The sequence below is a fragment of the Streptomyces sp. NPDC051677 genome (assembly GCF_044453465.1).
Classification (GTDB): Bacteria; Actinomycetota; Actinomycetes; order Streptomycetales; family Streptomycetaceae; genus Streptomyces.
On sequence record NZ_JBITCT010000058.1, the window covers coordinates 13,050 to 38,889 of the forward strand.

21 protein-coding genes, 2 tRNA genes and 1 pseudogene are annotated in these 25,840 nt (G+C 71.2%); 9 read left to right on the top strand and 15 right to left on the bottom strand.

Annotated elements, in window-relative coordinates; genetic code table 11:
- Window positions 1–11 precede the first annotated feature (11 nt).
- The 6 genes from ACIBAF_RS41900 to ACIBAF_RS41925 all read right to left on the bottom strand — a co-directional run bounded on the left by ACIBAF_RS41900 (window position 12) and on the right by ACIBAF_RS41925 (window position 7,711).
- Complete coding sequence (locus ACIBAF_RS41900) at window positions 12–2,276, bottom strand: ArnT family glycosyltransferase (protein WP_399470783.1); 2,265 nt, start codon at window positions 2,274–2,276, stop codon at window positions 12–14.
- Window positions 2,273–3,859 carry a glycosyltransferase gene (locus ACIBAF_RS41905; RefSeq protein ID WP_399470785.1) on the bottom strand — a complete coding sequence of 529 codons (1,587 nt, stop codon included), beginning with the start codon at window positions 3,857–3,859 and terminating at the stop codon, window positions 2,273–2,275. Before ACIBAF_RS41905 ends, ACIBAF_RS41900 begins: the two co-directional genes overlap by 4 nt.
- 14 nt (window positions 3,860–3,873) lie before the next feature.
- Window positions 3,874–5,499 (bottom strand): ATP-binding protein, encoded by a 1,626-nt coding sequence (locus ACIBAF_RS41910; RefSeq protein WP_399470788.1) that lies wholly within the window; start codon window positions 5,497–5,499, stop codon window positions 3,874–3,876.
- Complete coding sequence (locus ACIBAF_RS41915; RefSeq protein WP_399470790.1) at window positions 5,496–6,236, bottom strand: response regulator transcription factor; 741 nt, start codon at window positions 6,234–6,236, stop codon at window positions 5,496–5,498. The genes ACIBAF_RS41910 and ACIBAF_RS41915 overlap by 4 nt, the downstream gene beginning before the upstream one ends.
- Window positions 6,237–6,489: 253 nt before the next feature.
- On the bottom strand, window positions 6,490–7,365 hold the full coding sequence (locus tag ACIBAF_RS41920) for a DUF2797 domain-containing protein (protein WP_399470792.1): 876 nt from the start codon (window positions 7,363–7,365) through the stop codon (window positions 6,490–6,492).
- Window positions 7,289–7,711, bottom strand: a complete 423-nt coding sequence (locus ACIBAF_RS41925) for an HGxxPAAW family protein (protein WP_399470795.1) — start codon at window positions 7,709–7,711, stop codon at window positions 7,289–7,291. Before ACIBAF_RS41925 ends, ACIBAF_RS41920 begins: the two co-directional genes overlap by 77 nt.
- Window positions 7,712–7,829: 118 nt before the next feature.
- Between ACIBAF_RS41925 and ACIBAF_RS41930 the strand changes: the two genes are divergently transcribed.
- Together ACIBAF_RS41930 and ACIBAF_RS41935 are read left to right on the top strand one after the other, a co-directional pair.
- On the top strand, window positions 7,830–8,312 hold the full coding sequence (locus ACIBAF_RS41930) for a MarR family winged helix-turn-helix transcriptional regulator (RefSeq protein WP_399470797.1): 483 nt from the start codon (window positions 7,830–7,832) through the stop codon (window positions 8,310–8,312).
- 128 nt (window positions 8,313–8,440) lie between these two features.
- Window positions 8,441–9,814 carry a YncE family protein gene (locus ACIBAF_RS41935; RefSeq protein ID WP_399470799.1) on the top strand — a complete coding sequence of 458 codons (1,374 nt, stop codon included), beginning with the start codon at window positions 8,441–8,443 and terminating at the stop codon, window positions 9,812–9,814.
- A 208-nt stretch (window positions 9,815–10,022) separates the two neighbouring features.
- On the opposite strand, the gene ACIBAF_RS41940 is transcribed toward ACIBAF_RS41935, so the two are convergent.
- The 5 genes and pseudogenes from ACIBAF_RS41940 to ACIBAF_RS41960 all read right to left on the bottom strand — a co-directional run bounded on the left by ACIBAF_RS41940 (window position 10,023) and on the right by ACIBAF_RS41960 (window position 12,853).
- The gene (locus ACIBAF_RS41940; RefSeq protein ID WP_399470801.1) at window positions 10,023–10,511 is read right to left on the bottom strand and encodes a hypothetical protein; all 489 of its coding nucleotides are present in this window, start codon (window positions 10,509–10,511) and stop codon (window positions 10,023–10,025) included.
- Window positions 10,508–10,891 carry a hypothetical protein gene (locus ACIBAF_RS41945; protein ID WP_399470803.1) on the bottom strand — a complete coding sequence of 128 codons (384 nt, stop codon included), beginning with the start codon at window positions 10,889–10,891 and terminating at the stop codon, window positions 10,508–10,510. Before ACIBAF_RS41945 ends, ACIBAF_RS41940 begins: the two co-directional genes overlap by 4 nt.
- Window positions 10,892–11,028: 137 nt before the next feature.
- Window positions 11,029–11,373, bottom strand: a pseudogene (locus ACIBAF_RS41950) (DUF6221 family protein); the annotation flags it as partial.
- Between the two features lie 263 nt (window positions 11,374–11,636).
- Complete coding sequence (locus ACIBAF_RS41955; RefSeq protein WP_399470805.1) at window positions 11,637–12,107, bottom strand: NUDIX domain-containing protein; 471 nt, start codon at window positions 12,105–12,107, stop codon at window positions 11,637–11,639.
- Window positions 12,108–12,109: 2 nt separating this feature from the next.
- Window positions 12,110–12,853 carry an XRE family transcriptional regulator gene (locus ACIBAF_RS41960; protein ID WP_399470807.1) on the bottom strand — a complete coding sequence of 248 codons (744 nt, stop codon included), beginning with the start codon at window positions 12,851–12,853 and terminating at the stop codon, window positions 12,110–12,112.
- A 119-nt stretch (window positions 12,854–12,972) separates the two neighbouring features.
- Between ACIBAF_RS41960 and ACIBAF_RS41965 the strand changes: the two genes are divergently transcribed.
- The 4 genes from ACIBAF_RS41965 (at window position 12,973) to ACIBAF_RS41980 (ending at window position 14,996) form a co-directional block, all read left to right on the top strand.
- Complete coding sequence (locus ACIBAF_RS41965) at window positions 12,973–13,203, top strand: hypothetical protein (RefSeq protein WP_361707706.1); 231 nt, start codon at window positions 12,973–12,975, stop codon at window positions 13,201–13,203.
- 248 nt (window positions 13,204–13,451) lie between these two features.
- Complete coding sequence (locus ACIBAF_RS41970) at window positions 13,452–13,895, top strand: glycine-rich domain-containing protein (RefSeq protein ID WP_399470809.1); 444 nt, start codon at window positions 13,452–13,454, stop codon at window positions 13,893–13,895.
- A 70-nt stretch (window positions 13,896–13,965) separates the two neighbouring features.
- Entirely contained in the window at window positions 13,966–14,802 is an 837-nt protein-coding gene (locus tag ACIBAF_RS41975) for a protein kinase (protein ID WP_399470811.1), read from the top strand.
- Window positions 14,803–14,831: 29 nt separating this feature from the next.
- Window positions 14,832–14,996, top strand: a complete 165-nt coding sequence (locus ACIBAF_RS41980) for a hypothetical protein (protein WP_399470813.1) — start codon at window positions 14,832–14,834, stop codon at window positions 14,994–14,996.
- Window positions 14,997–15,130: 134 nt separating this feature from the next.
- Here the strand turns inward: ACIBAF_RS41980 and ACIBAF_RS41985 are convergent.
- Together ACIBAF_RS41985 and ACIBAF_RS41990 are read right to left on the bottom strand one after the other, a co-directional pair.
- A tRNA-Arg gene (locus ACIBAF_RS41985) sits at window positions 15,131–15,203 on the bottom strand.
- Window positions 15,204–15,399: 196 nt separating this feature from the next.
- Window positions 15,400–15,490 (bottom strand) — tRNA-Ser (locus ACIBAF_RS41990).
- Between the two features lie 157 nt (window positions 15,491–15,647).
- Here ACIBAF_RS41990 and ACIBAF_RS41995 point away from each other — a divergent pair.
- Complete coding sequence (locus ACIBAF_RS41995; protein WP_399470815.1) at window positions 15,648–16,154, top strand: SSI family serine proteinase inhibitor; 507 nt, start codon at window positions 15,648–15,650, stop codon at window positions 16,152–16,154.
- A 423-nt stretch (window positions 16,155–16,577) separates the two neighbouring features.
- Window positions 16,578–21,458 carry a PAS domain-containing protein gene (locus ACIBAF_RS42000; RefSeq protein WP_399470817.1) on the top strand — a complete coding sequence of 1,627 codons (4,881 nt, stop codon included), beginning with the start codon at window positions 16,578–16,580 and terminating at the stop codon, window positions 21,456–21,458.
- A gap of 48 nt (window positions 21,459–21,506) precedes the next feature.
- On the opposite strand, the gene ACIBAF_RS42005 is transcribed toward ACIBAF_RS42000, so the two are convergent.
- Window positions 21,507–22,088, bottom strand: a complete 582-nt coding sequence (locus ACIBAF_RS42005) for a TetR family transcriptional regulator (protein WP_399470819.1) — start codon at window positions 22,086–22,088, stop codon at window positions 21,507–21,509.
- Window positions 22,089–22,227: 139 nt separating this feature from the next.
- Between ACIBAF_RS42005 and ACIBAF_RS42010 the strand changes: the two genes are divergently transcribed.
- The gene (locus tag ACIBAF_RS42010) at window positions 22,228–23,748 is read left to right on the top strand and encodes an MFS transporter (protein WP_399470821.1); all 1,521 of its coding nucleotides are present in this window, start codon (window positions 22,228–22,230) and stop codon (window positions 23,746–23,748) included.
- A 217-nt stretch (window positions 23,749–23,965) separates the two neighbouring features.
- Here ACIBAF_RS42010 and ACIBAF_RS42015 read toward each other — a convergent pair whose 3' ends face one another.
- Entirely contained in the window at window positions 23,966–25,621 is a 1,656-nt protein-coding gene (locus ACIBAF_RS42015; protein ID WP_399470855.1) for a long-chain fatty acid--CoA ligase, read from the bottom strand.
- Window positions 25,622–25,840 lie beyond the last annotated feature (219 nt).

The following is a 25,840-nucleotide window of genomic DNA, read 5'->3' on the forward strand; positions in this document are numbered from 1 at the left end:
CTCGGAGCGGGTCAGCCGCTCGCCTTCTGCGTCAGGTCGTAGAAGGTGGCCGAACCGACCGTCACCTTCTTGAAGTTGGCCTCGACCCAGGAGCTGATCTGCGAGGACGTGCCGCTGCTGCTGCCGCCCATGCCACCGCCCGAGCCACTGCCGATGAAGTAGTGGATCTTGCCGTCGGCCACGTACTGCTTGAACTGCGCCAGCGTCGGGGACGGGTCGGTGCCGTTGAAGCCGCCGATCGCCATCACCGCCTCGCCCGTGGCGAGCTGGTAGCTCGCGGCGTTCTGGGCGCCGATCGCGGCCGCGGCCCAGGTGTACTCGCCGGAGTCGGTCTCCAGCAGCTTCTTGGCGTCGTCGGTGACCGACGCGCCGTTGAGCAGACCGCCGACACCGCCACCGCCGCCCATGCCGCCGCCGTCACCGGTCTGACCGCCGGGCATGCCGCCCTGCTGGTTCTGGCCCTGGTTCTGGCCCTGACCCTGGGTGCTGCCCTTGCCGTTCTGCTGGTTCTGGCCGGGCGTGCCGCCACCCGTCTGACCGCCGCCCATCTGACCGCCGCCGGGGAAGCCGTTGCCGTTCTGGGTGTTGCCGTTGCCGTTCTGGGTGTTGCCGTTGCCGTTCTGCCGGCCCTGCTGACCTTGCTGGTTCTGGCCGCCGCCCATGCCGCCGCCGAAGCCGCCCCGGCCGCCGCCCGGACCGCCGCCGCCCATCATGCTCGCGCCGGCCGGACCCGCCGTCACGATGGAGCCGGTGTGGCCCTCCTGCAGCGTGCTGAGGGTGTACGCCGTCGGTCCGGCCAGCGCGGCTGCCAGGCCCACGGAGGCCGCCGCGAGGGCCAGCTGACGGTTGACCCGGCCCGCGAAGGTCAGGCCGAGCGCGGCGACCAGGCCGCCGATCAGGACCAGCCACTTCAGCCAGGGCAGGTAGTCGGGGGTGCGGTTGAGCAGGAAGTACGACCAGGAAGCCGCCGCGACGACCGAGGCCGCGAGGGTGATCGAGGCCCAGATCTCGGACCGCTTCTCCCACAGCAGACCCGCGCCCATGCCGATCACGGCCGCCATGTAGGGAGCGAGGGCCACCGTGTAGTACTGGTGGAAGATGCCCGCCATGTAGCTGAAGACGCCCATGGTGATCAGCAGCGAGCCGCCCCAGACGAGGAACAGACCGCGGGTGACCGAGGTGCGGCGGAACCTCCGGGTGGCCACCAGACCGCCGACCAGGAGGACCAGCGCGGCCGGCAGCAGCCAGGAGATCTGGCCGCCGATCTCGGAGTTGAACATCCGGTCCCAGCCGGTCTCGCCCCACTGGCCCGTGTTGCCGCCGCCACCGCCCCCGCCGACGCTGCCGGTCTCCTCGCCGTTGAGGCGGCCGAGACCGTTGTAGCCGAAGGTCAGCTCCAGGAAGGAGTTGTTCTGCGAGCCGCCGATGTACGGGCGGGAGGAGGCGGGCCACAGCTCGACGATCGCCACCCACCAGCCACCGGAGACGACCAGCGCGGCGGTCGCCGCGGCCAGCTGTCCGAAGCGCTTCTTCACCGGCACCGGCGCGCAGACCGCGTAGACGATCGCGAGCGGCGGGAGGATGAGGAAGGCCTGGAGCGTCTTGGCGAGGAACGCGAAACCGATCGCGACCCCGGCCCACAGCAGCCACTTCGTCCGGCCGTCCGCCACAGCGCGGGCCACCATGGAGCAGGCCACGGCCATCAGCAGGGCCAGCATCGCGTCCGGGTTGTTGAACCGGAACATCAGCGCCGCGACCGGGGTCAGCGCGAGGACCGCGCCGGCGATCAGACCGGCCGCGGGGCTGAACCGGCGGCGCACGGAGGCGTAGACGACGGCGACCGTGCCGACGCCCATCAGCACCTCGGGAGCGAGGATCGCCCACGAGTTCAGGCCGAAGATCCGGACCGACAGGGCCATCGGCCACAGCGAGGCCGGGGGCTTGTCGACGGTGATGGCGTTGCCCGCGTCGAGGGAGCCGAAGAAGAAGGCCTTCCAGCTCTGACTGCCGGCCTGGACGGCCGCCGAGTAGAACGAGTTGGCGTAGCCGGAGGCGCTCAGGTTGTAGAGGTAGAGGAGGAGGGTGGCGGCCAGCAGGCCGAGGAAGGCCGGGCGGGCCCAGCGGGGGTCCTCGGGGCGGCCGCGCCACAGTCTGCGGTGCAGGGGCTGCTTCGGCTCGCCCGACCCGGGGGCCGGGGCGACCGGTTGCCGCGGGGTGACCGGCGCGGTGGCCGGCGGCGCATCCCAGGCGGTCGCCTGGTCGAGGTGAGTGGTCATCGGGCGTCCCCCGGCTCGGTGTCGCGGGGGCGCACCGGCTGCAGCCGCATGGTGGCGTCCCTCCAGGTGCCGTCCGCGGCATCACCGGCGCGGAGCTGAGACGTCGTGTCGTACGTCGACGTCGGGTCGCACGGGGTGCTGTTCTGCTGCTGCGGGACCGAGCGCTGCGGCAGCGGCGCGAAGGGGCCGCCGTTCTGCGCGGACGCGGGCGCCGTCGGGTACGTCGAAGAAGTCGGGTACGTCGGGGATGAGGGGGCGTGCGAGGGGGCGTGCGGGACGACCGGGGTGGTCGGGGCGGTCGCCTGGTCCGCGGGGCTCACCTGGTCCGCCGGGTCGTCGCCGTCCCGCCGGTCGGAGAACACCCACACGCGGAAGAGCAGGAAGCGCAGCACCGTCGCCGCGAGGTTGGCGGCGATGAGGACCGCCAGTTCGGTGGAGTGCGCGGGGTGGGACGTCGCCGCGTTCAGTGCGGCGAGCGAGCCGCTGGTCAGCGCGAGGCCGATGCCGAAGACGACCAGACCCTGCGCCTGGTGCTTGACGGCCCCGCCGCTGCCCCGCACCCCGAAGGTCAGGCGCCGGTTGGCGGCGGTGTTGGCGACCGCGGACACCAGCAGGGCGAGCGCGTTGGCGACCTGCGAGCCGCTGAACTGGCGGAAGCCGCTGTAGAGAAGCAGGTAGAAGAGGGTGGACAGGCCGCCGACGACACAGAAGCCGACGAGCTGGCGGGCCAGGCCCTTGGGCACGTCCTGGATGTCGCGGTCGCGCGGATCGTCGCCGAACGGGCGGGTGAGCCGGTCGAGGGACAGCGAACCGGTGGCCAGGGCCTTGCCCACGCGCCACACCCCTTTCAGGTCGTCGGTCGCCGTCTTCACGATGTGCACCGTGGAGTTCGGGTCGTCGACCCAGTCGACCGGCACCTCGTGGATACGGAGACCGGCACGCTCGGCGAGCACCAGCATCTCAGTGTCGAAGAACCAGCCGGTGTCTTCCACCAAGGGAAGGAGAACTTGTGCGACGTCACGCCGGATCGCCTTGAACCCGCACTGCGCGTCCGAGAAGCGGGCCTGGAGCGAGCCGCGCAGGATCAGGTTGTAGGCGCGGCTGATGAACTCCCGCTTCGGCCCGCGCACCACCCGGGAGCTACGGGCGAGCCGGGAGCCGATCGCCAGGTCGGAGTGGCCGGAGATCAGCGGCGCCACCAGCGGCAGCAGCGCGTTGAGGTCGGTGGACAGGTCCACGTCCATGTACGCGAGGATCGGGGCGTCCGACGCCGACCAGACGGTCCGCAGCGCTCGGCCGCGGCCCTTCTGCTCGAGCCGGAAGTTCCTCACCTGCGGGGTCCGTTCCGCCAGCCGCTGCGCCACCAGGGGAGTGGTGTCGGTCGACGCGTTGTCCGCGATCGTGATGCGGAAGGAGTAGGGGAAGGTACGCGTCAGATGGTCGTGCAGTCTCTGGACGCACGGCCGGAGGTCCTTCTCCTCGTTGTAGACGGGGATCACTACGTCCAGGACAGGCGTACCGGCTGTGGCGGCCGGGAGGTGCTCCCGCGCCGGCAGGGTGCCGGGAGAAGAGTCGGTTCGCATGTCGTCGACTTTCGTCAGGCGCCCTGTTGCACCCATGTGGTGGCACTGTGCTCGACCTGTGAGTCGAGTTGCCAGTTCGTTTCGGGGGCGGGCTGGGGCACGGCGGGGCCGATGGCCGGCAGGTGCACGGTGAACACGGTCCGTCCGGGCACGCTGTCGACGGTGACGGCGCCGCCGTGCGCGGTCGCGACGGCCTGCACGATGGCGAGGCCGAGACCGGTGGAGCCGGAGGCCCGGGAGCGCGAGGAGTCGCCGCGCGCGAACCGTTCGAAGACATGCGGAAGCAGGTCGGCCTGGATGCCCTGACCGTTGTCCTGGACGTCCACGCACAGCCACGGCCCGCGCCGTTGCACGCGCGCGGTGACCGTCGTCCCGGGCGGGGTGTGCGTACGGGCGTTGGCGAGCAGGTTGACGAGGACCTGCTGCAGCCGGGCCGCGTCCGCGGACACCAGGGCGGGCTCGTCGGGCAGTTCGAGCCGCCAGACGTGGTCGCGGCCGGCGGCGCGGGCGTCGCTGACGGTGTCGATGACGAGAGGGACGAGGTCGGTCTGCTCGAACTGCAGCGGCCGTCCGGCGTCGAGGCGGGCGAGCAGGAGGAGGTCTTCGACGAGGAAGGTCATCCGGCCGGCCTCGGACTCGATCCGCCCGAGGGCGTGCCGGGTGTCGGGCCCGACCTCCTCCCGTCCGCGCCGGGTCAGCTCCGCGTATCCGCGGATGGAGGCCAGCGGTGTACGGAGTTCATGACTGGCGTCCGCGACGAACTGCCGGACCCGCATCTCGCTCTCCTGGCGGGCGTGCAGCGCGCCGTGGACGTGGTTCAGCATCCGGTTGAGGGCCGCGCCGACCTGCCCGACCTCGGTGTGCGGGTCCGTCTCGGTCTCGGGCACCCGCTCGCTGAGGTTGACCTCGCCGGTGTGCAGGGGGAGCTCGGAGACCCGGGTTGCGGTGGCGGCGACCTTGCGGAGGGGGCGGGTGGCGACGCCGACCATCACGGTGCCCGCGAGACCGGCCGCGATGAGGCCGGCGACGGTGAGGCTGACCTCGACGAGGATCAGGGTGTTGATGGTGTTGTCGACCTCCGCCGTGGGGATGGCCACGTAGTAGCTGGAGGTGTCGTTGCTGGCGTACTTGACGCGGTAGTCGCCCAGCCCGGGGAGCTCCACGGTGTGCGTCTTCTCGTCCTGGGAGACGGAGTTGAGCACCTTGGTCTGGGCCTCGGTGAGCGGCTTGTTGCCCATCGAGAAGTCGTTCGTGGACTTCACGCCCCGCTCGGCCTCGGTGATGGCGCCGTTCACGACCTTGGCCGCGATGGTGCTGTCCGACTGGGGGCCTTTGACCAGCTGCGCAAGGTCGGTCACCTGCGTCTTGCCCTGTTGCCGGCCAGGCGTGCCGGCGCCGTTCTTCGCCTGGTCCGGCGGCCCTCCGAAGCCGTTGCGGGGCGCGGCCCGCGCCGCGACCTCACCCAGTCGCCCGTCGAGCTGGCCGTACAGGTGGTCCCGCAGCACCAGGGTGGTGACGGTTCCGATCAGCGCGCAGATCACGGCGATCAGGGTCACGGACACGACGACGAGCCGCGTCCGCAGGGTGCGCGGTTTTCCCGCCCGTCTCTTCTGCGCACGCGGCCGTCGTCGCCCGCTCATGACACAGCGGGCTTGATCAGGTATCCGGCGCCGCGCCGGGTGTGGATCATCGGCTCACGCCCCGCGTCTATCTTGCGCCGCAGGTAGGAGATGTACAGCTCGACGACGTTGGCCTGGCCGCCGAAGTCGTACGACCACACGCGGTCGAGTATCTGCGCCTTGCTGAGCACGCGCCGCGGGTTGCGCATCAGGTAGCGCAGCAGCTCGAACTCGGTGGCGGTCAGATGGATGTTGTCCCCGGCCCGCGAGACCTCGTGGCTGTCCTCGTCGAGGGTGAGGTCCCCGACGACGAGCACGGACTCGGAACGCCGGTCGGCTGCGCCGGAACGGCGGATGAGCCCCCGGAGCCGGGCCACGACCTCTTCCAGGCTGAACGGCTTGGTGACGTAGTCGTCGCCGCCGGCGGTGAGTCCGGCGATACGGTCCTCGACGGCGTCCTTGGCCGTGAGGAACAGCACCGGAACGTCCGGCAGGTCACGCCGCAGCCGCCCCAGGACGGTCAGCCCGTCCATGTCCGGCAGCATCATGTCCAGGACGACGGCGTCGGGCCGGAACTCACGGGCGGTCTGAATGGCGCCCGTGCCGTCACCTGCGCTCCGGATCTGCCATCCCTCATAGCGCAGGGCCATGGACAGCAGTTCGGTGATCGACATCTCGTCGTCCACCACAAGCACTCGGACGGGGCTCCCGTCCGGCCTCAGCAGTTCGGTGCGCCCCTGGGGCGAGGTCGTGGTCATGGTGGACACCTTGTCGGGGTCCCCTGAGAGCACTCTTTCACTTATCTGTGATTTCCCTGAGAAACGCACAGGGGCCTCTCAGGCAACACCTGGGAACCCCATGTCCGGCCCTGACACGGCCCTCACACCGCAGGGCGGAATGCCCTCTGGCATCACCTTCACGCCCCGCAGGACCGCCCTTGAGGACCGCCGGCCCCGGCCGGAGGCCTCCGCAGCCTCCCGCACGAACCGCGCTCCGCACTCTCCCGCGCCCTCAGAACAGTCCGTCCTGCAGGTGTCCCGCGCCGGCGTCGAAGTGGCGTACGGGAAAGGCGACTTCACCGCTCCCCACCGGAACCAGCTCCCACCCCCGCAGCAACCGCGTGTCGAGGACGACCGCCCCGCCCGGGGCGGCCAGGTGCAGATCGGGCCCGGCGGCCGCCACCAGTTCCCCGCTCACCGAGCCCCCGGCGACGAGCTCGCTGACCTCGCCGAGGGCGGCCGGCGCCCCGGCCAGCCCGAACGCCCGTACATGATCGACGGGTTGGCAGGGCTCACGTGCCAACGACTCGGGCCAGCCGCCCAGTTCCACAGCCCGCTCGTACACCCCCCGTATCTCACGCGTCCGTTCCTCCTCCGCGTCGGGCAGCGCGGCGCGCACCGCCCGCTTCTCGGCGTACGGAATCCGGTCCGGCACCCGCAGCGCCGCCCGCAGCAGCTCCTCGGCGCGCCGGGCGGCCATCAACGGCCCGACGCCGAGCCAGGTGAAGCAGACCGCCCCCTGCTCCAGCAGCCGCACCGACCCCCGCTCGACGGCCGTGATCCCGACTTTCACCAGCCCGGGCCCGAACCAGGCCAGGTACACCCGATACGGCCGCGGATCGTCGGCGACCCGGTCCGCCGCGACGGAGTGCGCCCGGTCCAGCCGCCCGCACTCCTCGCACCGCCCGCCCGTGCTCCGCCCCGGCACGACGACTCCCCGGGGACACGCATGCCCCCGAGCCCCGACACACTGCCGCACGCCCCCCTCCACGACCCCGAAGGCCACCCGTTTCCCCCAGGACAGCGGGCTACTACGCCCCCCGTCCCACATCAGCACCGGCCCCTCCGCCGACCACCGCAGCCCCGCGCACTTCCATGCCTGTCCCATCACCCGCAACGGTAGGCCCAGGCACTGACAACGCACCCTCGCCCTTGGGCGCGCGCCCCGCGAGCCGGCACCCGACACACCCCGGATGCCCGCCCCGAGCGCCCGGGTCCCGCACCCGCATCCCCCACTCCGCCCGGGGCCGCATCCCCGGCGGCTTGCCCCACCCGGTGAGATGCAGCCCCCAGGTGACCAGCGCGCTCACGCCCACGACGGCGAGGCCGGCGGCGATCAGCACGGGGGAGACGGCGCACACCCCCACCCCCACCACGGCGGTCCCGACGGTCGCGATCCCGACGCCTGTCCAGCCGGCGACGGTGTGCCCTTCGTCGTACTGATGTCCCGACACCCATTTACCTCACGATCTAAGAAGTCGCGAACCTAAACTTCTTACAAGGTAAGACAAACCGAAAGCGGATAACAAGGACCCAGCAAGAACCCACCACGAAAGGGCCCGGGCCCCCGCGATGACCACCACGCCACCCCCTCCTCGCCCCGCCGCGACCCCCGCCCAAGCCCTCTCGGCGATGGACGACCTCATCGCGGCGAGCATGATCGGCCAACAGGAGATGGCCCAGCGCCTCGGCCTGAACGTCTCCGACCTGACCTGCTTCGCCTACGTCATCCAGGCCGGCGAGAACCTCCTCACCGCCGGCGACCTGGCCACCCGCGTCCACGTCACGACGGGCGCGGTCACCGGCATCCTCAACCGCCTGGAACGGGCCGGCTACGTCACCCGCCGCCCCGACCCGGAGGACCGCCGCCGCGTGCGCGTGGCCGCCGTACCGTCGGCGGTGGCCCGGGTCCACGAGCTCTACGCACCCCACTACGACCGCCTGAACGCCCTCTTCGCCGACTACTCGCCCGCCGAGATCGCAGTCCTGACGGACTGGTTCACCCGCGCGACGACGCTGGCGAACGCCTACCGAGAGGAACTCCGCGAGCGTTAGCCGCCGGCCGGACGGAGGAGCCGCTCTCCGCGAGGCGACTGCCCGTTCAGTGACACATGCCCGCCACCCTGCGCTCTTCGAACTGGAGGCCGAAACGGCCGCCCCAACTCCGAGGAGGACTTGTTCACTTGCGCATCCACAAACGCACCGCCGTCGCGGTGGCAGCGGCACTGACCGGCTCGCTGACCCTGATCACGGCCGGGACGGCGACAGCGACAGCGACGGCGACAGCGACGGCGACGGCCTCGACCACGGCCGAGGAGACGAGCGTGGCGCTGCCCAGCTCCTCGTTCCGGGACATCGTCGTCGACGGAGTGCACGACCGGGTGTTCGTCAGCGACCCGACCGGCGCCGGCATCGTCGTCACCGACTACGCGGGCGCGGTCGTCCAGCAGATCACCGCCGAGGAGGGGGCTGCGGGCCTCGTGCTCTCGGCGGACTCCACGAAGCTGTACGTGGCCCTGTCGACGGCCGACGCGATCGCCGAGATCGACACCGCCACCCTCACCGAGACCCATCGCTACCCCACCGGCGCGAACACCTCGCCCCAGAGCCTGGCGATGGCGGGCGGCAAGCTGTGGTTCGGCTACACGGTCGACAGCAGCGGCGGCATCGGCTCGCTCGACGTGGCCTCTCCGGCCCCGGCGGCGACGCTCGTCCCGAGCGGCCGGTACTGGTACTACGCCCCGGCCCTGGCGTCGTCCCCCGCCGATCCGAACGTCCTGGTGGCGGGCGAGGAGGGCGTCAGCCCGGCCACCCTGGCGGTCTACGACACGGCCACCGGCGGCCTGCAGAAGCGCGCCGAGCGCGGCTTCACCTCGTCGCCGTCGATCTCGTACCTCAACGACTTCGCGGTGACGGCGGACGGCCAGAACATCGTCGTAGCGGCCAACAACCCTTCCGACCACCAGATAGTCAGCCTGTCGGACCTTTCTTCGAACGGCTCCTACTCGAGCTGGCAGTTCCCGAACTCGGTGGCCGTGGCGACCGACGGAACGGTGGCGACGGGCGCGTCCGGCGACTTCGTGAAGACCTACCGCCCGGGTTCCACCTGGCCGTCCCTCCACGAGTACGCCGTGACCGACCTCCAGCGCGACGGCCTCGCCTGGGCCCCCGACGAGAACCGCCTCTTCGCGATCACGGGTTCGTCCTACGGCAGCGCCCCCACCCTCCACGTCCTCCCGGACGCCGGAAAGCTGGACACCACCCTCAGCCTCCAGGCCCCGGCGACCTCCCGCAAGGGCCGGGACCTGACCGTCACCGGCCGCCTCTCGGCAGCGGAGCCCTTCCCGGCCGGCACGACGGTGGACGTGACCCGCACGGACACGGAACACCCGACCGGCACCCCGGTCGGCACCTTCGCCGTCTCCACGACGACAGGCGAGTTCACCTTCACGGAAAACCCACGCGAGCCGGGCGATATCACCTACACCGCCACCTACAAGGGCGACGGCCAACACACCCCGGCAACAACCCAGACAACAACGACAATCACCAAGTAACCCTCCAACCACACCGCCAATGGCCCCGCCCCACCCAGGGCGGGCCCCTCGACGCCACCTCCCCCAGAAACACCAAAGGCCCCGGAATCTCTCCGGGGCCTTTGACCTGCGCCGGTGCTGGGTGCTGGCGGTTTGTGGGGTTGCCGTACTTCGTTGCTGTACGGACTGAACGCCTCAGCATCCGTGCTGGGGTACCCGTATGCACGGATCAGATGGCGTCGATCTGCCAGGCGATCACGCCGGTCGATCCCTTGGCACCGTCGACATCAACGCGTATCGGCTCGTGTACGGTGATCCGCTGCTGGACCACTGACTGATCGCACGGCACCTTGGTTTTCGGTCCGGTGCTCGTCGGTGTGAATGTCAGCTGCGCACTGCCGCTGCCGACACACACCAGGTTGAGCCGGTAGGTCTTGCCCTCGCTCAGGCTCGGCTCGGTGTGGATGCCGTCGGCCACCCGCTCCGCGCCGGCCTCGACCATCTTCCCGCTGTGGACAGTGGCAAGGGCCGCTTGCGCCTGCTTGGTGAGCTTCTTCTCGGACGACCCGGTTCCCGCCTGGGATCCATTCGACGCAGGCGACGAGGGAGTTTTGGAGGCCTTACCGTCACCGCTGCCGGACGTACACGAGGTGAGCAGGATTACCGACGCCGCGACAGCGCATCCGGCGAGGCAGGCGCGCGAGCTCAAATAGGTCATGACGCGGTTTCCCAGTACTTCCAGCCAGTCTCGGACGTGGGGAGCGTCGCCGACCCATGAGCGATCTCGACGCCGCCACAACTGCTATCACCGGCGGAACGGTACCGCTTCCAGGTCACCTTGTACCCCCAGGAGCCGTACTGCAGGTGGCCGTACTTGTTCCGGCTGATGTCATGGGAGTAGTTGTGGCCGATGGCGACAGAGACACTGGCGCCGATATTGACGCTGATGGTGGTCTTGGCCTTCGCGAGGATCGCCCCGGCCGACCACTCCCCGCTGGCTGAGAATTCGGCAGAAATGGTCCCGGTCTTGGTAACGGACACGGCAATGGTGCCGCCCGGACCGTCCTTGTACTTGGTGCCATTCCACCAAGAAGGCACGTGGTAAGCCTTCTTCGACGTGATGGTGTACCACGTGGACGGCGTGTCACACAGGGATGGCGCCTTCTCGGCGCTTGTGGTGCGGGCACAGCATCCCCGGCTAACCGGCTTGCTCTTTCCTGCTTGTACTGCTCGGGGTAGCCGGGGTGGTCCCAGCAGGGGAGCGCAAGGTCCAGGAGGTCTTCGCACCGCCAGAGCTCACCATCGAACTGACACTCATCACGGTCATCCCATGGAAGCTTCGGATCACCTACAGCCGGACTGAGCAAATGACGGCCCAGCACGCGCCGCCTGGCCCCCACTTCGCGCAGCACGCGAACCAGATCGTATAGAGCCACGTACTGCGGCTGTGTAGCGGTTGAGGCTTCCCTCAGAGCTAGGGGCGACGCCGATGCCCTGGTGAAGGCTAAATCGAACAGCCCGTATGCGGATTGACCGGACGTGCAGACCGTCGGCGCAGGTGAGAGGCATGCCAGACGCTCCGGCCTGCCCCGAGTGCAGCCAGTCCTGTCCTCGTCCTCTCCATGCGAGTGGTTGAGGGACGGCGTACCTGCCGTTCGCTTGGATGTGCTCCGATCAGCCCGTCTGGTGGCATGAGTCGACCGGCCGCATGATCCTTTGGAGGCCTGCGTGCCGGGACTGTTCCGCTGACATCAGCAACCGGGCCGAGGCGACACACAGCATCCACGGGTGACGCATATGGAATGCACGATGCTTGCCCCCACCAAGTCTAGGGAGATCGAAGTCAGCCCAGATACGGCTGATCGCGATGTTCCAGAAAGTGCCGAAGCCGTAGCTTCTGGGTGTGATGCATGGGCAGATCACGTAGCTCCTCCGCCGAGACGAATCGCAGCTCCGTGGACTCGTGAGAGATAGCGAGTCGTCCGCCAGTTACACGGGCTGTGAAACAGACATTGAACTGTCGACGCACCTCACCGTCCGTGTAGGCAATGACGTGGCGCGGGTCCGTATAGGTCCCGACGAGCCCGGTGATCTCCACGTCCAGGCCCGTTTCCTCTTTCACCTCGCGGACAGCAGTTCCTGGCAGCGAGTCGGTCATATCCATGCCGCCGCCTGGAAGAGCCCAGAGATCGTTGTCTCGTCGGCGTTGCAGAAGAATGCGTCCTTCGTCATCGGTGACCACAGCGGACGCCGCGACGACCAAACTATTGGGCTTCGGGGCGTCCGGATCGTCGTAGTACTCGGTGCGTGCCATGGTCATCCTTCTCGGACTGGCGTCGCGGTCGCCCACACGGCGTCGAAACTGTCGGCGTAGGTGTCGAACATGCCGCCTGGTCCGCTTCGGCGCAGGTGCCAGACCGGGGCAGCGTACGCGTTCACCCCCCAGACATGAGCGTTGACCAGTGACTGATCATCCGCCCGGTAAATCGAGTTGTAGAGCGTTGTGGCGTGGGTCCGCACCTCGATGCCCGGTACCCCCACAAGGGGGCGATAGTGCATCAGCGCGAGACGGCAACGGGACTGGATTCCGTGGCCGAACTGCTCCTCTTCGCCGCGCTGTTGGACGTTGGAGCTGTCCGCGTCTCCGAGTGCGATGCGGACTGCGCAGCCCTCGGCCGCTCGCTCCTTCAAGAGGTCGTTGAGTCTCGGGTACGCCTCGTGCAAGAACACGGCGGCGTACACCAACACATCGATGTGCTCACGAGCCTGGCTCAGCATGTCCACGAAGATGGACACGGGGATGTCCGCCCGCTGGTCGTAGAGGGCCACAAGTTCCGGGCTGACGGCGCGGGCGGGGCGTGCCTGCCTGAGCGATGGCCATAGAGCGTGCACGTCTTCTCCCAGCGTTTCTGCTGCCAACATGGCCGTGGCTCGGCGCGGCGTACGCCCCAGGTTGACCCATCGTTCGACGGACTTGGGATCGACTTCGGCCTTGTCCGCGAGGGCGTTGTACGTCCAGCCGCCGGCCGCCATGGCCGCACGTAACCTCTCGTTTGCCATTTCAATCTCTCCTACCAACCGGGGACGGCACTAGGGACGTTCTATCCGACGCGGGACGTCCCGAAGTGGGGTTTGTCCGTGGTTCCGGCGTCCTGGTGGTCGGCAGGAAGCTCGTTGGCATGGCGAGCAACCAGCAGACCAGGCCAGGCATCGGCGAACTGGCGAAGGACAGTGCCAGCGGACGCATCGGCGTCGTCATGGGGGAGATCGGCGGTCGCGTGCAGATACGGCCAGTCCGTGGTGGCAGGGAGTGGGATGCCATGCCGGGCGTCGTCGTCGCGCTCAGCGCTCGGGAAGAGCTGAGCGCACGGCTGGCCGTGCGGAACGGCAACAGCCGGATCCCGCTGTGATGCGCGCCATCGGCCGGTATGCCGGGGTTCCGTTCATCATCTGCATCGGCGTTCGTGCGGTCTGGTGATCAGCATGGCTCTCGGGACTGGCCAGTAGACCGGCCGCCCCGGACGGGTGCTGATCGCCCGGCTCCCCGTCCCCGTTCGGGGCCGGCCTCCAAGCCCGCTTCCCGATCGCCTCCGAGCCGAGCTCGACGATCAGGACGGGTCGTACATGCCCCGCACCACCTCACCTGAGGAGATTGCACATGACGTCAACGGCGAACGATCTGAAGACCGGTCGCGCGGTGGCTGGTGACGAGTTGTTCGAGAGCCTGGCCCGCTTCGTGGTCATCCACAGCGGGCAGTCCCCCGAGCGTGCTGAGCGGATCGCGGACCAGGCGGTGGCGTTCCTGGTCACGGCGGCCACCGCCACCGTCCCCATGGTCCCGTCCGGCGACGTCGACCTCGGCCTCCACGCGCTCATCCTGCACACGAAGGAATACGCCGGACTGTGCGAGCAGTACGCGGGCCGCTTCCTGCACCACAACCCGACACCCGGCGGAGGGGCCCGTGACCCGGAGAAGGTCGCGGCCTCGGCGCGCGCCATGAAGGCGGCCGGGTTCGTGGTCTTCGACGACCTGTGGACCGCGGACGGCACGAACCTCGCGCAGTGCGACTCGGACTGCGGCCGACCGTACGGTCAGGCGTAGCACACGACAACGGCGACGCGGCCGGCCTCGACTCGTGGTCGGCCGCGCTCGCCCGGAAGGAGAAGAGATCTTGTGCGGCCCAACCCCTGAAGTACCGATCGTGGTGCTCGACGCGCTCATGCCCACGACGCAGCGCCTGGTCATCAACCGCCGGGGCTCCACGGTCTGGGAGGTGGAGAGCCACCGGGGCCACCTCGCCGTGAAGCTCGGCTATCCGGTCGAGGCCACGGCCGAGTGGCCCGCCCAGCCCTGGACCGCCCTGGCGCCCGCACGCGAGGGCGCCGTCCTGCATCGCCTCGGCCTCGACCAGGTCGCGTACGGCGAATGGGAGCACGGCACTTGGAACTTCCAGCCGTGGCACGACGGGCCAGACCTCTACAAGCTGTGGGAGCCGTGCCGTAAGCCGAGCTCGTCCATCCAACCCCACACCAGCGTGGCGCGGGGATGTGCCGAAGTGCTTGCCGACCTCCACGTGCGGGGCTGGGCGCATGGTGACGTGCAGCCCGCCCACTTCATCATCGGGCCGGAACGAACACACCTCATCGACCTCGCCCTGGCCCGGGGCGGACAGGTGCCCCAGGGATACGACTTCCCGTTCCGCGGCTGCCTCGTCCACTACGAAGCACCCGAGATCGCGCGCAGCGTGCTCGACACAGGGGAAGCCGAGCCGACGCAGGAAGCCGACATCTACGCACTCGGGGCCTCGCTGCTCATCTCCGCCACGGGCTGGAGGGCTGTCGAGTACCCGGACGACGCACCGCGCCCCGTGCAGCGGGAGGCGGTGGCCAACGGTCGGCGCCGCCCTGTGAAGGTGCCCGGTGAGCTGGGCGAACTGGTCGACGCGATGCTCAGCCACGCTCCGGGGGATCGGCCCTCCATCTACGAGGTGATCAAAGCCCTGATCTGATCCCGAAGCCCCAACTCGTCTCGCGTCACGTGCGCGGAAGCCGACGACACAAGACCGGACCACCCCTCGGCCTGGACAGCATTCCGGGTGGTCCGGTCGCGGAAGCCCTGATCAGGACCCCGGTGCCGATGGTGCCGGCGCTGACCCTCGCGGCCGCCACGGCTGCCGTGATCGTGGCGGTGATGCTCACGTAGGAGGGGCCGCAGGAGGACCGACGGTCCTCGCACTGTCCGGCAACGGGCTCGCCTCGGGCCCATTGCTGTACTTCGCTGCTGTACGCCCCCGAAACGTCAAAGGCCCCGGATCTCTCCGGGGCCTTTGACCTGTGTGCACTCGGCAGGATTCGAACCTGCAACCTTCTGATCCGTAGTCAGATGCTCTATCCGTTAAGCTACGAGTGCTTGTTATTCGGTTTTTCTGTCTTCGCTCCCGGCTCTTGCGACCCGCTCGCGGCGACAGGAAGAACATTACATGACTGCCGCCGCCATGTGAAATCCGTTTGCCGCACCCCTTGTGACCTGGGGAAATGACTCCTGAGGGCCCTGTGGAGGGACACGACGAAGCCCCGGTCCGAGGACCGGGGCTTCGATGATCGAGCGGAGGCGGAGGGATTTGAACCCTCGATGGGCTTGAAGGCCCAAACCGCATTAGCAGTGCGGCGCCATAGACCGGACTAGGCGACGCCTCCAGCACAACCGCTCGCGTGCGTGCGAGTGGTGCGTGCAGATGATGACACAGTCGAGCGGCGTGTCACCAATCGGCATCCACGGTACTAGGCAGGCGGGCCGCAGGGCAAAGCCGTTGTCGGGGCGCAACGTCGTCGGCGGGGCGGCGTTAGTCCGGTCATGTTCCAGGTCACCCCGCTTCGACGGCTCGCCGTCACCGCCTGTGCCGCCGTGATCGCCTCGGCGGTCGTCGGCCTCGTCCCCACGTCCGGGTATGCAGGGACTGCCGGGACTGCCGTCAGCCTCCTCGCGCCGCCGCCCGTCCGGGACGAGGACCGGGTCTCCGACGATCATCTGACGGTCACCGTGCGGCACGCCGGTGGGCGAGCCGACGGGACGTTCGAGGTGTACTGCCATCCCGGGCGCGGAAATCACCCGGACGTGGGACGCGCGTGTCGCGCCGTGGACCGCAACACCCGGTGGGGCCGGGAAGCCTTCGCGCCGGTCCCGGACGGCGGCGTGTGCACCATGCGGTACGGCGGGCCGGCCACCGCCCATGTCACCGGGCGCTGGGCCGGGCGCCCGGTCGATGCGACGTACGACCGCAGCGACGGCTGTCAGATCGAGCGGTGGGATCGGCTCGTCCCGCTGCTGCCGGACCTGCGCCCGGCCGTCGCCGCCCGCTGACACAGAGCCGTACGACAGAGCCGCACAGCAGAACAGCAGAACAGCAGAACAGCCGAGGCGTACAGCGGAGGCGTAGGGCTGCGGCAGGCATGTGCAGACCTGCCTGGGGCGGTCGGCCCGGTTCCGGTCAGTCGGGGTTTTGGAGCCCTCGGGGGGCTTCCCGGCGGTGGCTCACTGCGGAAGCGCCCGTTCCGTAAAAGTCGCGCGAAGGTCCCGCAAAGCCTGAGCTGCCGGTCGTGCGCTGGGACGCACGGCGACAGGCGAGGACATACGTTCTGTGTCACTTCGTCGTGCGAGCTCCCTCTCATCCGGCGTCGCCGGCGGGACCCCAGCCCTTAGACTCCCTCGCGTGACACGCTGCGGGCCGGTTGGCAAGATGGCCCGAGCGGTCGGCAAGGTGCGGTAACAGGGAGGAAGCGACTCGTGAGCAGCAGGCCATCCCGAGGCGCTGCTCGCCTCGCAGCCATACTCGACGCGCTTCCCGACGCGTTGGTGCTGGTCAACGCCAACGGGACCGTCGTCAACGCGAACACCATCGCGCTCGAGACCTTCGAGACGCCGGGCACGGCTCTGGTCGGGCGTGGGCTGCTCGATCTGCTGCCGGAGTTCGACTCCAAGCTCATCCCCGGCTCGATGCGGCGGCCCGATCACATGGACCCGCGCGGCCGGACCAAGCCGACCCGGATGGTCGCCCGGCGGACGGACGGGTCCGAGTTCCCCGTCGAGGTCACCAGCGCCAACCTCGAGAACGGCCAGCAGGCCTACGACGGCTACGGCTATGCCTCCGCCTCCGACGAGCTGCTGATGCTCGTCGTACGCGATCTGTCGGGCACCGTGGACACCGAGGCCGAGCTGGCGCGTTCGCAGCGGCAGACCGAGATGATCCTGCGGGCCGCGGCCGAGGGCGTCGTGGGCACCGACACCGACGGGCGGATCGTGCTCGTCAACCCGGCCGCCGCCCAGATACTGGGTTACCGGGCGAGTGATCTCGGCGGCAAGGAGCTGCACACCCTCGTGCTGCACTCGCGCACGGACGGATCGCCGTTCCCGTACGACGAGTCTCCGCTCGCCGACACCCTGCGCTCCGGGCGCAAGCACCGGGTGCGCGGGCAGGTGCTGTGGTCCAAGGGCGGGGAGAAGGTGTCCGTCGACCTGACCACCGCTCCCGTGCGCGACGGCGACCAACTCGTCGGCGCCGTCATGACCTTCACCGACCGGCGGCCCTACGACGCCCTCGCCGAGGAGAAGGACGCCGTCGAGAAGCGGCACGAGGAGGAGCTGGAGAAGCTCTCCGAGGAGCACGCCTCCGACCTCACCGCGCTGCGCCAGCAGCACGTCACCGAGGTCGAGGAGCTGCGCGAGCGGCACGAGGAGGAGCTCGCGGCGGGCGAGGAGCGGTACGCCGCGCTCGGGGAGCGGGAGAAGGACCGCTACGAGGCGCTCGCCGGGCGGCACGAGCAGCTGCTCACCCTGCTCGGGGACTCCCTGCGCGGCCCCCTGGACGAGCTGCGCCGCGAGCTGGCCGCGCTCGCCGCGGACGACGCCGGTCAGCTGTGGCCCGAGGCCAACCAGGTGCTCCATCACCTGTCGGCGGGCTACTCGCGGATCACGACGCTCATCGACAACGTCCTCGGCTATCAGCGTCTCGACACCGGCGCGGAGTCGGTCGTCCGGACGAAGGTGATGCTGGACGCCGTCGTCGCCGCCGGTGTCGACGGTGCGGTGGAGCTCATCGGGCCGGGGCGGGTGCAGTTCGCGGTGCACGCGCCGCCCATCGAGGCCGAGGTCGACGCGCGGCTCCTCGCGACCGCGCTCGCGCACCTCGTGGCGGACGTCGCGGGCGTCGACGCCACCGGCAACGCGCCCGTCTCGGCGGGCGGCTACATGGACAACACCGTCGTCGTGGCGGCCGCCCAGCGCGGCGAGGTCGTACGCATCGAGGTGCGCGGGCCGTACGCCGGCGGCGACCGCGTGCACGAGCCGATCGTGCGCGGGATCGTGCGGGCGCACGGGGGCGTGCTCCAGACGCACGAGGTGCCGGGCATGAGCGGCAGCGCGTATGTCCTCGAGGTGCCTCTGGGCGGCGGGGCGGGGGCCGTCGCGGCTCCGGCGGCCATGGCGCTGCCCGCCCTCGCGTCCGGCGCAGGTCCGGATGCGGGCGCCGGCATGGGCACGGGCATGGGTGTGGGCATGGGTGTGGCTTCGGCGGAGGAGACTCCGGGCGAGCAGGGCGCCGGTGGGCGCCGGCGGGCCCGGCGGTCCTCCGTGGACGCCTTCCTGGAGAGTGACGGGCCGGGCGTGGAAGGCGGTGCCGACGCGGAGGCGGCGGTGCCGACCGGACGGCGACGCAGGCGTGCCGCCGCCGCTGCCCCGGCCGGTGAGGAGACGCCGGGTGAGGTGTCGGCCAACGCGGACGCGGAGGGTGTGGACGGCGAGGGTTCCGGCGGCACCGGGCGGCGGCGCGGGCGGTCGGCCGAGGTCGCCGTCGTGGGGGCTGAGACGGGCGTCGAGGGCGGGGTCGGTGAGGCGTTCGGGGCGACGGCCGACGGGGGTGTGAGCGAGGGTGCTGTCGTCACCGCCGCCGAGCACGCGGCGGGGACCGCCGCCTCGGGTACGGGGCTCGGCGGCACCGTTCCGCCGCAGGGCGTACCGGCTCCGGGCGGACGGCGGGCCCGGCACGCGCCGGACGGGGGCCAGCAGCCCCAGAACGCGTTGCCGCCCGCGCTGCCGGCGCTCGCGAGCGCACAGCCGCCTGCCGACGCCTCGCCGACGGGCACGGCCACGGGCACGGGCACGGGCACTGGTACCGGTACCGGTAGTACGGAGGCGGAGAGCGGGCAGCCGACGGGACGCCGTCGGCGTGCGCTGGCCGCGGCGAACGAGCGCGCCGCCGCACAGGAGGCGGGGCCGCGGGCGGTGTTCGCCCTGCCGCCCGCGGAGGCCGACCGGGCGCCGGACGGCTCCGGCGGCACGAGCGCGGCCGACCAGTCACGGGCCGCGGGTCCGATCCCGGCGCAGGGCCCGATCCCGGCGCAGGTCCCGATCCCGGCGCAGGGTCCGATGCCCGCGCATGGGCCTGTTCCGGCGCAAGGTTCTGTTCCGGCGCAGGGGGCTGTTCCGGCGCAGGGGGCTGTCCCCGCGCAGGGGGCTGTTCCGACGGCGGGTCCCGTGCCGGGGCAGGGGCCTGTTCCCGCTTCGGGTCCTGGGTCGGCTCAAGGGCCTCTGCCGGCTTCGGGTCCCCTTCCGGTGGCTGGTCCCCTGCCCGTGTCCGGTCCTCTCCCCGTGCCTGGTCCTCTTCCCGTGTCCGGTTCCCTTCCGGTTCCGGCTCCTGGGGTGGTTCCGGGGGCTGGAGGGGTTCAGGTGCCTGCGCAGACACCGATCCCCGCGCAGGCCCCGATCCCTGCCCAGGCGCCGATCCCTGCCCAGGCGCCGATTCCCGCGCAGGCTCAGGCCCCAGGTCAGGTCCAAGCCCAAACCCAGGCCCCGGCCGCGGCACAGGTGCCGGTTCAGGGTGCCACCGAGGGCCCGGCGGGCGACCACGGGCGGCACGACGCCGTCCCGCACGACCAGGCCGAGGACCACACCCCTCCCCAGCCGCATCCCACGAACGCGCCCACGGGCCGTCGCCGTCGGGCCGTCGCCCAGCCCGCGGAGGCTGTCGGCGTGCCCGGGCAGGGCGTCCCCGCGGTGGTCCAGGCCGCCGTCCCGGCACAGGGTCAGCCCCAAGCCCAGCCCCAAGCCCAGCCGCAGGCACAGGCACAGGCACAGGCCGGCCAGGCCCAGGCAGGGCAGGGCGTCGAGCGGCCCGTCGCCGTACCCCCCGTGTCCGGTCAGGGGCAGCCGCTCCCGGCCGAGGCGGCGCCCGCCCCCGCGCAGGCCACGCCACCCGCCCCGGCCGCGCAGACGCCCGGTGGAGGCACCCCGCTTCCGCCCGAGGCCGTCGTAGGGCAGCCGCGGGCGGCGCAGCCGTTGCCCGCCGAGGCCGCGGCGGGTCTGCCCATGGACCCCAACTCGACGCAGGGGCGGGCGATCAGCGTGCGGACCCTGGGGCAGGGCGTGCCCTTCACCCGGCAGGCCGCGCAGGTGCAGCAGCTCCAGCCGCAGCCCCAGCAGGCTCCGACCACCCCTGCCCCGAACGGCCCCGGTGGTTCCGGGCGGCGCCGCAAGCTGGGCACCCCTCCCGACCCGGCCGCCCGCCCGGAGCAGACGGCACGTCCTGAGCAGACGGCTCGCCCGCATCCGCCGGCCGAGCAGCCCGTCGGACCGCAGGCCCCGCAGGCCTCGGCGCCCCCGCAGATGCCCATGCCGTCGCAGGCCGTCGGGGCGCAGGCGCCGCAGCCCACCGCGGCGTCCGGCCCCGGCCCTACGTCCGCCTCCGCGCCCCTTCCGCATCCCTCCCTCGCCGGTCAGACGCGGCTCGTGCCCGGGGGGTCGGGTGGGTCGGCGACCGAGGGCGCCGGGCGGTCGTACGCCATAGGGGCGCCCGACGAGAACGCCGCCGAGGGGCCCGAGCCATTGGACGGGCCCGGTGGGGCCGTCGAGGTGGCCGATCCGCCGCGGCCGCAGCCGCTGGACGACGAGCTGCCGCCGGAGCCGCTGGACAACCCGCGTCGGCTGCTGGTGTGGCCGGCGCCGGACGTCAGCACGCAGCAGGCGCTCAGCGACCGGGGCTACCGGCCGGTGATCGTGCATTCGCGCGAGGAGGTCGACGCGCAGATCGCCGCCTTCCCGGCCGCGCTGTTCGTCGACCCGCTGACCGGGCCGATCACCCGGACCGCGCTGCAGTCGTTGCGCACGGCCGCCGTCGCCGCGGAGGTGCCGGTGCTGGTCACGGCCGGGCTCGGACAGGCGACCCGGGAGGCGGCGTACGGCGCCGACCCCGCCGTCCTGCTGAAGGCGCTCGCGCCGCGCGACAGCGAGCAGCATCCGCCGCGGGTGCTGCTCATCGAACAGCATGCCGAGATCGCGCTGGCGCTGACCTCCATGCTGGAGCGGCGCGGGATGCAGGTCGCGCGGGCGGCGAGCGACGCGGACGCCGTCACGCTCGCCGGGCAGCTGCGGCCGAACCTGGTCGTGATGGACCTGATGCAGGTGCATCGCCGTCAGTCCGGGATCCTGGACTGGCTGCGGGCGAACGGCCAGCTCAACCGCACTCCGCTGGTCGTCTACACGGCCGCGGTCGACCAGGCGGACCTGCCGCGGCTGGCGTCGGGGGAGACGGTTCTCTTCCTCGCGGAGCGGTCGACCAGCCCCGAGGTGCAGGGCAGGATCGTGGACCTGCTGGCGCGCATCGGCACCAACTGAGCGCCCCGCTTCCTCACGGCCTACTTCGCGGCCTGCCTCCTTCGCGGGCTACTTCGCGATGAGCCTGCGCGCCGCCTCCTTGACGGAGGCGCGCAGGCGGACGCGGTCGGTGTCCTCGGCGCCCGCCAGGATGCGGCTCATCTGGGGGACGACGGTGGTCCAGTTGGCGATCGCGACCAGCAGGAAGAGCAGGTCGGGGGCCGGGATGGCGTCGGTGATCACGCCCCGGTCCTGGCCGTCCTGCACGGCGGCGACCTTGAGCGCGTAGTGCTGCTGGCGTTCCGCCTCGTCGGGCAGCTCGGCGGTGCCGTACTCGATGCCCTCCCAGTAGAGGAGGCGCAGCAGTTCGGGGTGGGCGGCGTGGTAGTCTATCAGCCGGTCGATCCAGCCCTCGATGTCGTCCGGGTCGACGGGGACGGCGGCGGCGAGGTCGACCATGCAGCGGCCGAGGACCTGGGAGAACAGCTCCGCCTTGTTGCCGAAGTAGGCGTAGATGAGCTGCTTGTTCGCCTTGGCCTCGGCGGCGATGCGGTCGATGCGGGCACCCGCGATGCCGTGCCGGGCGAACTCCGCGACGGCCGAATCGAAGATCCGCGCCTTGGTGGCCTCGGGGTCCCTGGTCGTTGCCATGGGCTCATGGTAGCTACGTGATCGGGTACGTAACCAACTAGTTGGTTGACAGGGAATGCGCGCTCGCCGAAGGTGGTTGGACCATCCGTTCCAACCAACTGGTTAGTTACTAGAGTCGGCTCGAAGGAGCATCTCCGCCATGGCGACCTCGCCGTCCCCGGTCACCGCCCCCCAGCCCACGAGCACACCGACCCCACAGACACCGACCCCCGGCCCGACATCCGTCTCGCCCCACGGCCCGACATCCGTCGCAGCCCTCGGCCCGACCGCCGCCTCGCCCCCCGGCCCGACCGCCGCCTCGCCCCATGGCCCGACCGTCGGCCCAGCCGCCTCCCGGGGCCAGGACCGGAGCCGGGGCCGGGGCCAGGACCGGAGCCGGGGCCAGGGCCAGGATCGGAGCCAGGGCCAGGACCGGGGCCAGGGCCAGGACCGGAGCCAGGGCCAGGACCGGAGCCGGGGCCAGGACCGGGACCAGGGCCAGGACCGGGACCAGGGCCGGAACGTCCTCCTCGTCCTCATCGCCCTCTGCACCGCCGTCACGGCCGCCAACATCTACCTCGCGGCCCCACTGCTCCCTCTCATCGCTCACGACTTCGGCTCGGCGCCCTCGGCCGTGGCCTGGATCGCCTCGGTCGCCCAGTTCGGGTACGCGGCCGGCCTGCTCTTCTTCGCCCCGCTCGGCGACCGTGTGAACCGGCGCCGACTGGTCGCCGTCCTCTCGTTGGTCACCGCGGCGGCCCTGGTCGCCGGGGCCTCGGCCGCCGGGACCGGCGCCCTCGCGGCGGCCGTGCTCGTCGCCTCGGCCGCGACCGTCGTCCCGCAGCTCCTCGTTCCGCTGGTCGCCGAACGCGCCCCCGCCGACCGGCGCGCCCGGCATGTCGCCGCCGTCATCGCCGGACTGTTCACCGGCGTCGTCGCCGCGCGGGTCCTCGGCGGACTCGCCGGACAGGCCTTCGGCTGGCGGGCGGTGTTCGTGGGCGCGGCCGTCCTCACGACGGCCCTGGGCCTGACGACCGCGGCCGCCCTCCCCGCCGAACGCCGCCGCGCCCGCAAGGGCCACCTCTTCGCCGGACTCACCGCGATGCCCGGCCTGGTGCGACGCTCGCCCGACCTGTGGCGGGCCTGCGTGCGACAGGCCGGGATGTACGGCGCCTGGAGCGCGCTGTGGACCTCGCTGGCCCTGCTGCTGACGGGCGACGACGCCTACGGCCTGTCGACGGCCACCGCCGGTCTCTTCGGCCTGTTCGGACTGACCGCCAGCGCCGTCGCGCCCCTGGCGGGCGGCCTGGTCGACCGCTTCGGCGCGGCGAAGGTGGTCCGCAACGCGTACCTGCTCGCGGCCGTGTCCGTGCCGCTGTTCTGGCTGGGCGGGCAGGTCCTCGCGGCGCTCTTCGCGGCCGCGATCGTGATCCACGCGGCGCTCGTCGCCTCCCACGTCGCCAACCAGACCCTCGCCCTGACCACCACCTCGGCCCCGGCCACCGCCAACAGCGCCTACGTCGTCGCAGGCTTCGCCGGCGGCGCCACCGCCTCGGCCCTGGCCGGCCTCGCCTTCACCCACGTCGGCTGGACCGGAGTCGTCGCGGTGGCGGCCACATGGCTGCTCCTGGGCTGGACAACCACACTCACCCCCCGCCCCTCCAGTCCCACGCGACGCTGACGACGCCCCACGCCCCCCGCCCCGCCCCGCCCCGCCCCGCCCCGCCCCGCCCCGCCCCGCCCCTGAAGCAACGCCCACCGGGCAGGATCCGCAAGGATCCTGCCACGGCCGGCGGACATGAATGCGGGCGGGAGGGCGTGTTCGGCGCCCAGCCCCCAGGACCGGGCCCAGGGCCCCGAGCCGACCACCGAAGCCAGAGACCGGCTTCGGGGGCGGGTCAGAGTTGGGTGATGGTCAGTTTGCCCTCTGCGTACTGCTTGCGGAGCACCTTCTTGTCGAACTTGCCCACGCTCGTCTTCGGGACCGCCTCGATGATCGTCCAGCGCTCCGGAAGCTGCCACTTGGCGATCTTCCCCTCCTCGGCGAGGAAGGCGCGCAGGGTCTCGAAGTCGGCGGTGGCTCCTTCCTTCAGGACGACCGTGGCCAGCGGGCGTTCGCCCCACTTCGCGTCGGGGACGGCGACGACGGCGGCCTCGGCGACGGCGGGGTGGGACATCAGCGCGTTCTCCAGGTCCACCGAAGAGATCCACTCGCCGCCGGACTTGATGACGTCCTTGGCGCGGTCGGTGAGGGTGAGGAAGCCGTCGGGGGAGATGGTGCCGACGTCGCCCGTCTTCAGCCAGCCGTCCTCGCTGAACTTGTCGGCGGGGCGCAGGGGTTCGCCGTCGGGGCCGTTGTAGTAGGCGCCCGCGATCCACGTGCCGCGTACCTCCAGCTCGCCCGCTGACTCGCCGTCCCAGGGCAGGCGCTCGCCGCCGGGACCGGTGAGGCGGGCCTCGACGCCGGCCGGGAAGCGGCCCTGGGTGAGGCGGTAGCCGAACTCCTCGTCGGTGCCGACCGCGTAGGCCGGCGGGCGGGCGATCGTGCCGAGCGGCGAGGTCTCCGTCATGCCCCAGGCATGGCAGACCCGCATGCCGAGCGCGTCGAAGGCGGACATGAGGGAGGGCGGACAGGCTGAGCCGCCGATGGTGACCTGCGTGAGGGTGGAGACGTTCCGCGGCTTCGCGGTGAGCTCGGCCAGCAGGCCCTGCCAGATGGTCGGGACGGCGGCCGCGTGGGTCGGCTTCTCGCTCTCGATCATCTCGGCGAGCGGCGCGGGCTGCAGGAAGCGGTCCGGCATCAGCATGTTCACGCCGGTCATGAAGGTGGCGTGCGGCAGTCCCCAGGCGTTGACGTGGAACTGCGGGACGACGATGAGCGAGGTGTCCTGGTCGGTCAGGCCCATCGACTCGGCCATGTTGACCTGCATGGAGTGCAGGTAGATCGAACGGTGGCTGTAGACGACGCCCTTGGGGTCACCCGTAGTACCGGAGGTGTAGCACATGGCGGCGGCCTGGCGTTCGTCCAGCTCCGGCCAGTCGAACGTCGTCGGCTTGTCCGCGATCAGCTCCTCGTACTCGTGCACGCGCGCGTGGGCGCCGTCGAGGAGGGAGCGGTCACCGGGACCGGACACGACGACGTGCTCGACCGTGGGCAGCTTCGGCAGCAGCGGCGCGAGCAGCGGCAGCAGGGAGCCGTTGACTATGACGACCTTGTCGGCGGCGTGGTTGACGATCCACACCAGCTGCTCGGCCGGAAGGCGCAGGTTCAGGGTGTGCAGCACCGCGCCCATGGAGGGGATCGCGAAGTACGCCTCGACGTGCTCGGCGTTGTTCCACATCAGGGTGGCCACCCGGTCGTCGCCGCGGACGCCGAGGTCGTCGCGCAGGGCGTTCGCCAGCTGCACCGCGCGCGTGCCCGCCTCGGCGAAGCTGCGCCGCTGCGGTTCGCCCTCACCGGTCCACGTGGTGATCCGCGACCGGCCGTGGACCAGCACCCCGTGCTCGAGGATGCGGGTGACGGTCAGCGGTACGTCCTGCATGGTGCTCAGCACGGCGTCCTCCCAGGGCGGCGACATTGCCTACGCGGTGGTAACGGTTGTGCTGATTCTGCTCACATACCGCTTGGTATGTCACTAGGAAGGGGTGAACGATCGGGTCACGCCGTCGGGCCAAAACCCCACGTCGCCCCGTGTATGCCCCATGTATCCCCCGGCGTCACGCCCACCGTCACGCCCCACGCCAAGCCCCACGCCAAGCTCGACGCCACGCCG

What these genes read in the sequence shown, in the direction of transcription:
- ACIBAF_RS41900 (WP_399470783.1), bottom strand. Translation starts at nt 2,276, where the DNA reads ATGACCACTCACCTCGACCAGGCGACCGCCTGGGATGCGCCGCCGGCC.
- ACIBAF_RS41905 (WP_399470785.1), bottom strand. Translation starts at nt 3,859, where the DNA reads ATGCGAACCGACTCTTCTCCCGGCACCCTGCCGGCGCGGGAGCACCTC.
- ACIBAF_RS41910 (WP_399470788.1), bottom strand. Translation starts at nt 5,499, where the DNA reads ATGAGCGGGCGACGACGGCCGCGTGCGCAGAAGAGACGGGCGGGAAAA.
- ACIBAF_RS41915 (WP_399470790.1), bottom strand. Translation starts at nt 6,236, where the DNA reads ATGACCACGACCTCGCCCCAGGGGCGCACCGAACTGCTGAGGCCGGAC.
- ACIBAF_RS41920 (WP_399470792.1), bottom strand. Translation starts at nt 7,365, where the DNA reads ATGGGACAGGCATGGAAGTGCGCGGGGCTGCGGTGGTCGGCGGAGGGG.
- ACIBAF_RS41930 (WP_399470797.1), top strand. Translation starts at nt 7,830, where the DNA reads ATGACCACCACGCCACCCCCTCCTCGCCCCGCCGCGACCCCCGCCCAA.
- ACIBAF_RS41940 (WP_399470801.1), bottom strand. Translation starts at nt 10,511, where the DNA reads ATGACCTATTTGAGCTCGCGCGCCTGCCTCGCCGGATGCGCTGTCGCG.
- ACIBAF_RS41955 (WP_399470805.1), bottom strand. Translation starts at nt 12,107, where the DNA reads ATGGCACGCACCGAGTACTACGACGATCCGGACGCCCCGAAGCCCAAT.
- ACIBAF_RS41960 (WP_399470807.1), bottom strand. Translation starts at nt 12,853, where the DNA reads ATGGCAAACGAGAGGTTACGTGCGGCCATGGCGGCCGGCGGCTGGACG.
- ACIBAF_RS41965 (WP_361707706.1), top strand. Translation starts at nt 12,973, where the DNA reads ATGGCGAGCAACCAGCAGACCAGGCCAGGCATCGGCGAACTGGCGAAG.
- ACIBAF_RS41970 (WP_399470809.1), top strand. Translation starts at nt 13,452, where the DNA reads ATGACGTCAACGGCGAACGATCTGAAGACCGGTCGCGCGGTGGCTGGT.
- ACIBAF_RS41995 (WP_399470815.1), top strand. Translation starts at nt 15,648, where the DNA reads ATGTTCCAGGTCACCCCGCTTCGACGGCTCGCCGTCACCGCCTGTGCC.
- ACIBAF_RS42005 (WP_399470819.1), bottom strand. Translation starts at nt 22,088, where the DNA reads ATGGCAACGACCAGGGACCCCGAGGCCACCAAGGCGCGGATCTTCGAT.
- ACIBAF_RS42010 (WP_399470821.1), top strand. Translation starts at nt 22,228, where the DNA reads ATGGCGACCTCGCCGTCCCCGGTCACCGCCCCCCAGCCCACGAGCACA.